The organism is Desulfosporosinus sp. I2, from assembly GCF_000960765.1.
Taxonomy (GTDB): domain Bacteria; phylum Bacillota; class Desulfitobacteriia; order Desulfitobacteriales; family Desulfitobacteriaceae; genus Desulfosporosinus.
Window position 1 is genome coordinate 1 of sequence record NZ_JYNH01000287.1, and the last position, 1,059, is coordinate 1,059.

1 pseudogene is annotated in these 1,059 nt (G+C 51.9%); it reads left to right on the forward strand.

Features of this window, described 5'->3' with window-relative positions:
- Positions 1-415: 415 nt before the first annotated feature.
- Positions 416-1,059 (forward strand): annotated as a pseudogene (locus UF75_RS30615) (hypothetical protein); the annotation flags it as partial.

A 1,059-nucleotide genomic window follows, 5' to 3' on the forward strand; every position in this document is an offset into this window, starting at 1 on the left:
ACTGAGCAGCAAGATGGTAACCGCCATCGCAGCAGGACAATATAGCGCGTACTTCCTCGCATCAGACAGCACAGTCTGGGCGGTGGGACTTAACAGCTCCGGCCAACTTGGTGACGGTACCATAATAAAAAAGAGTCTGCCAGTTCAAGTACAGGGCCTGAGCAGTAAGACGATAATCGCCGTCGCTGCGGGATCAAATTCCGCCTACTTCCAGGCATCAGACGGAACGGTCTGGTCGGTGGGTTCTAGCGACTCTGGTCAGCTAGGGGATGGTAGTGTAACCGATCAAACAACACCCGTCCAGAGCCTTATAGCCCTAATTCCTCCGATTGTTACCATAAGCTCCCCATTCCCAGGGTTAACCAATAACAATACTCCGCTTTTAACTTATACCGTTGGCACAGAGGCTACAGTAGTGGTGAAAGTAGACGGTGCGGTGGTTAACAAGATTTCGGGAAATAATCTTGATCCACTACCCGACGGATCCCACACCGTACAGGTCCAAGCGACAGGTTCTGGAGAAATATGGTCTTCGGTTACCTTTACGGTACGAATGTCTAATAATCCTTATCCTAGTGTCGCTGGTGGCTTAAGTCATACCGTTGCTCTGAAGAGTGATGGCACAGTATGGTCCTGGGGTTTAAACACCGACGGTCAACTGGGCGACGGCACCATAATAACCAGGTACACCCCAGTTCAGGTGCAGGGACTGAGCAATAAAACGATAACTTCCGTCGCGGCAGGGAATAATTCTTCTTACTTTCTTGCTTCAGACGGAACAGTGTGGTCGGTGGGCTTAAACACCAACGGCCAACTGGGCGACGGTACATTAATAAGCAAGAGTGTGCCGGTTCAGGTACAGGGGCTGAGCAGCAAGACGGTAACCGCCATCGCAGCAGGACAATATAGCGCCTACTTCCTCGCATCAGACGGCACGGTCTGGTCGGTGGGCTTAAACAACTCCGGCCAACTGGGCGACGGTACATTAACAAACAAGAGTCAGCCGGTTTTGGTACAGGGACTGAGCAGCAAGACGGTAACCGGCATCGCAGCAGGGAC